2 tRNA genes and 3 rRNA genes are annotated in these 5393 nt (G+C 58.3%); all 5 read left to right on the top strand.

Going from position 1 to position 5393, the window contains the following annotated elements:
- The first annotated feature begins 244 nt into the window (after positions 1 to 244).
- The 5 genes from F0415_RS12500 (at position 245) to rrf (ending at position 5347) form a co-directional block, all read left to right on the top strand.
- Positions 245 to 1790: ribosomal RNA gene (locus F0415_RS12500) — 16S ribosomal RNA — on the top strand.
- 66 nt (positions 1791 to 1856) lie between these two features.
- A tRNA-Ile gene (locus F0415_RS12505) sits at positions 1857 to 1933 on the top strand.
- Positions 1934 to 1954: 21 nt separating this feature from the next.
- A tRNA-Ala gene (locus F0415_RS12510) sits at positions 1955 to 2030 on the top strand.
- Between the two features lie 209 nt (positions 2031 to 2239).
- Positions 2240 to 5119 (top strand): 23S ribosomal RNA (locus tag F0415_RS12515).
- Positions 5120 to 5232: 113 nt separating this feature from the next.
- Positions 5233 to 5347: ribosomal RNA gene (gene rrf, locus F0415_RS12520) — 5S ribosomal RNA — on the top strand.
- Together the 16S, 23S and 5S rRNA genes with 2 tRNA genes alongside form the textbook arrangement of a ribosomal RNA operon.
- Positions 5348 to 5393: the final 46 nt, after the last annotated feature.

Below are 5393 nucleotides of genomic sequence, written 5' to 3' on the forward strand. Positions count from 1 at the left end.
GGTGTTGACGGTTCTGGAAAGCGCCGTATAATGTGCGGCTCCCTCGGGCGAAATGCCCGGGCCGTGGGCGAAGGCCTGGCGGGTTGGATCTTTGACAGTGTGCGCAGGAAATTTGTGCGGGCGCCTGCGGGGTTGGGTGGTAGTCCAATCTTGCAGACGTCGGAACACAAGCTTTTAGTCAATTGCCAAGCAAGCGACGCGAGGCTGGGTGAAGGCGCTGCGGGAGAAGCTGAAAGCATTGCTTCAACTGAAGAGTTTGATCCTGGCTCAGAGTGAACGCTGGCGGCAGGCCTAACACATGCAAGTCGAACGGCAGCGGGTAGGAAGCTTGCTTCCTATGCCGGCGAGTGGCGGACGGGTGAGGAACACATCGGAATCTGCCCCGTCGTGGGGGATAACGTAGGGAAACTTACGCTAATACCGCATACGACCCGAGGGTGAAAGCGGGGGACCGCAAGGCCTCGCGCGATGGGATGAGCCGATGTCCGATTAGCTGGTTGGCGGGGTAATGGCCCACCAAGGCGACGATCGGTAGCTGGTCTGAGAGGATGATCAGCCACACTGGGACTGAGACACGGCCCAGACTCCTACGGGAGGCAGCAGTGGGGAATATTGGACAATGGGCGCAAGCCTGATCCAGCCATGCCGCGTGGGTGAAGAAGGCCTTCGGGTTGTAAAGCCCTTTTGTCCGGGAAGAAAGCGCCCTGGTGAACAGCCGGGGTGGATGACGGTACCGGAAGAATAAGCACCGGCTAACTTCGTGCCAGCAGCCGCGGTAATACGAAGGGTGCAAGCGTTACTCGGAATTACTGGGCGTAAAGCGTGCGTAGGCGGTTCGTTAAGTCAGATGTGAAAGCCCCGGGCTCAACCTGGGAATGGCATTTGATACTGGCGGGCTAGAGTACGGTAGAGGGTGGTGGAATTCCCGGTGTAGCAGTGAAATGCGTAGAGATCGGGAGGAACATCCGTGGCGAAGGCGGCCACCTGGACCAGTACTGACGCTGAGGCACGAAAGCGTGGGGAGCAAACAGGATTAGATACCCTGGTAGTCCACGCCCTAAACGATGCGAACTGGATGTTGGGGGCACACAGGCCTTCAGTATCGAAGCTAACGCGTTAAGTTCGCCGCCTGGGGAGTACGGTCGCAAGACTGAAACTCAAAGGAATTGACGGGGGCCCGCACAAGCGGTGGAGTATGTGGTTTAATTCGATGCAACGCGCAGAACCTTACCTGGCCTTGACATCCAGGGAACTTTCCAGAGATGGATTGGTGCCTTCGGGAACCCTGAGACAGGTGCTGCATGGCTGTCGTCAGCTCGTGTCGTGAGATGTTGGGTTAAGTCCCGCAACGAGCGCAACCCTTGTCCCTAGTTGCCAGCACTTCGGGTGGGAACTCTAGGGAGACTGCCGGTGACAAACCGGAGGAAGGTGGGGATGACGTCAAGTCATCATGGCCCTTACGGCCAGGGCTACACACGTACTACAATGGTGGGGACAGAGGGCTGCCAAGCCGCGAGGCGGAGCCAATCCCAGAAACCCCATCCTAGTCCGGATCGGAGTCTGCAACTCGACTCCGTGAAGTCGGAATCGCTAGTAATCGCAGATCAGCATTGCTGCGGTGAATACGTTCCCGGGCCTTGTACACACCGCCCGTCACACCATGGGAGTTTGCTGCACCAGAAGCAGGTAGCTTAACCGCAAGGGGGGCGCTTGCCACGGTGTGGCCGATGACTGGGGTGAAGTCGTAACAAGGTAGCCGTATCGGAAGGTGCGGCTGGATCACCTCCTTTAGAGCGCGACGAAGCCTGTCCTGCAGGCGTCCGCACAAGTTTCCTGCTTTTCACGTGATCCGGCCTGGGTCTGTAGCTCAGGTGGTTAGAGCGCACCCCTGATAAGGGTGAGGTCGGAGGTTCGAGTCCTCCCAGACCCACCAACGCTTTTTGCGGTCAGCAACGGGGCCATAGCTCAGCTGGGAGAGCACCTGCTTTGCAAGCAGGGGGTCGTCGGTTCGATCCCGACTGGCTCCACCAGCCACGTGGAAAGGGGCGCACACGACATCGAGCGGCTGCGGCGTTGAGGCCGTGGCGGGTTCTTTGAAAACTGGGAAGTAGCGAGCGTTTGAGAGGCAGTACTGCATCAGACGTGTCGTAGAGGCTAAGGCGGGATCCGCGAGGATCCTTATGAGCAATCGTTGACTGTTCGCGCAGCACGATGGCCCCGAGGCGACTTGGGGTTATATGGTCAAGCGAACAAGCGCACACGGTGGATGCCTTGGCGGTCAGAGGCGAAGAAGGACGTGGCAGCCTGCGAAAAGCGTCGGGGAGCTGGCAACAAGCTTTGATCCGGCGATGTCCGAATGGGGAAACCCACCGCTTCGGCGGTATCCCGTGCTGAATCCATAGGCACGGGAGGCGAACCCGGTGAACTGAAATATCTCAGTAACCGGAGGAAAAGAAATCAACCGAGATTCCCTCAGTAGTGACGAGCGAACGGGGACCAGCCCAGAAGTCGAACGGGTTCTAGCAAAACGGCCTGGAAAGGCCGGCCATAGAAGGTGACAGCCCTGTATGCGAAAGGGCCCGTTGGATGATGATGAGTAGGGCGGGGCACGTGAAACCCTGTCTGAACATGGGGGGACCATCCTCCAAGGCTAAATACTCCTGACCGACCGATAGCGAACCAGTACCGTGAGGGAAAGGCGAAAAGAACCCCGGAGAGGGGAGTGAAACAGAACCTGAAACCGTGTGCGTACAAGCAGTGGGAGCCCCCGCGTGGGGTGACTGCGTACCTTTTGTATAATGGGTCAGCGACTTACTGTCTGTGGCGAGCTTAACCGCATAGGGGAGGCGAAGGGAAACCGAGTCTGAACAGGGCGCACAGTCGCAGGCAGTAGACCCGAAACCGGGTGATCTAGCCATGTCCAGGGTGAAGGTCGGGTAACACCGACTGGAGGCCCGAACCCACTCCCGTTGCAAAGGTAGGGGATGAGGTGTGGCTAGGAGTGAAAAGCTAATCGAACCCGGAGATAGCTGGTTCTCCTCGAAAGCTATTTAGGTAGCGCCTCGTGTGAATACTCCTGGGGGTAGAGCACTGTTATGGCTAGGGGGTCATCGCGACTTACCAAACCATGGCAAACTCCGAATACCAGGACGTACTGCACGGGAGACACACGGCGGGTGCTAACGTCCGTCGTGAAAAGGGCAACAACCCAGACCCACAGCTAAGGTCCCCAAATTACCGCTCAGTGGAAAACGATGTGGGAAGGCACAGACAGCCAGGAGGTTGGCTTAGAAGCAGCCATCCTTTAAAGAAAGCGTAATAGCTCACTGGTCGAGTCGGCCTGCGCGGAAGATTTAACGGGGCTAAGCGGTATACCGAAGCTTGGGGTGCACACAGCGTGTGCGCGGTAGAGGAGCGTTCCGTAAGCCTGCGAAGGTGGACCGGGAGGTCCGCTGGAGGTATCGGAAGTGCGAATGCTGACATGAGTAACGATAATGCGGGTGAAAAGCCCGCACGCCGAAAGCCCAAGGTTTCCTTGCGCAACGTTAATCGGCGCAGGGTGAGTCGGCCCCTAAGGCGAGACCGAAAGGTGTAGTCGATGGGAAGCTGGTTAATATTCCAGCACCTCGCGTGACTGCGATGGGGGGACGGAGAAGGCTAGGTGTACCGGGCGTTGGTTGTCCCGGGGAAAGGCGGTAGGCAGGGGGCGCAGGCAAATCCGCGCCGCCAATGCCGAGCACCGAGACGAGCCCTATCGGGCGAAGTCACTGATGCCACGCTTCCAGGAAAAGCCTCTAAGCTTCAGGTCACGCAGACCGTACCGAAAACCGACACAGGTGGGCAGGATGAGAATTCTCAGGCGCTTGAGAGAACTCGGGTGAAGGAACTAGGCAACATGGCACCGTAACTTCGGGAGAAGGTGCGCCCGCCAGGGTGGCAAAATGCTTTGCAAAGCCCCGGCGGGCCGCAGTGACCAGGCCGCTGCGACTGTTTATCAAAAACACAGCACTCTGCAAACACGAAAGTGGACGTATAGGGTGTGACGCCTGCCCGGTGCCGGAAGGTTAATTGATGGGGTCAGCCGCAAGGCGAAGCTCTTGATCGAAGCCCCGGTAAACGGCGGCCGTAACTATAACGGTCCTAAGGTAGCGAAATTCCTTGTCGGGTAAGTTCCGACCTGCACGAATGGCGTAACGACAGCGGCGCTGTCTCCACCCGAGACTCAGTGAAATTGAAATCGCTGTGAAGATGCAGCGTTCCCGCGGCAAGACGGAAAGACCCCGTGAACCTTTACTACAGCTTTACACTGAACGTTGAGTTCGTCTGTGTAGGATAGGTGGGAGGCTGCGAAGCCAGGACGCCAGTCTTGGTGGAGCCATCCTTGAAATACCACCCTGATGTGCTTGACGTTCTAACCTGGGCCCGTGATCCGGGTCGGGGACCGTGTATGGTGGGTAGTTTGACTGGGGCGGTCTCCTCCCAAAGAGTAACGGAGGAGCACGAAGGTACGCTCAGCGCGGTCGGACATCGCGCACTGTGTGCAAAGGCATAAGCGTGCTTGACTGCAAGATCGACGGATCAAGCAGGTACGAAAGTAGGTCTTAGTGATCCGGTGGTTCTGTATGGAAGGGCCATCGCTCAACGGATAAAAGGTACTCCGGGGATAACAGGCTGATACCGCCCAAGAGTTCATATCGACGGCGGTGTTTGGCACCTCGATGTCGGCTCATCACATCCTGGGGCTGTAGTCGGTCCCAAGGGTATGGCTGTTCGCCATTTAAAGTGGTACGCGAGCTGGGTTCAGAACGTCGTGAGACAGTTCGGTCCCTATCTGTCGTGGGCGTTGGAGATTTGAGAGGGGCTGCTCCTAGTACGAGAGGACCGGAGTGGACGAACCCCTGGTGTTCCGGTTGTCACGCCCGTGGCACGGCCGGGTAGCTATGTTCGGAAGCGATAACCGCTGAAAGCATCTAAGCGGGAAGCGCGCCTCAAGATGAGATCTCCCGGGGACCCGATCCCCCTGAAGGAACCATCAAGACCAGGTGGTCGATAGGCTGGGTGTGTAAGCACGGCAACGTGTTGAGCTAACCAGTACTAATGATCCGTGCGGCTTGACCATATAACCTCAAGACGCCTTGGACTCCACGACACGTCCAGGCACAAACCTCGCTGCTTCCCACCCCTCGAGAGGCCGGCGCGATCCCTCCCGGACCCGCGACCCTCCCCCCTCTCCCTGGCGACCATAGCGCTGTGGAACCACCCGATCCCTTCCCGAACTCGGAAGTGAAACGCAGCCGCGCCAATGGTAGTGTGGCCCATGCCATGCAAGAGTAGGTCATCGCCAGGGGCTTTACCCCCAAACCCCCGCCGGCCCCGGCGGGGGTTTTTTCTTG

The sequence above is a fragment of the Arenimonas fontis genome (assembly GCF_008386465.1).
Classification (GTDB): Bacteria; Pseudomonadota; Gammaproteobacteria; order Xanthomonadales; family Xanthomonadaceae; genus Arenimonas; species Arenimonas fontis.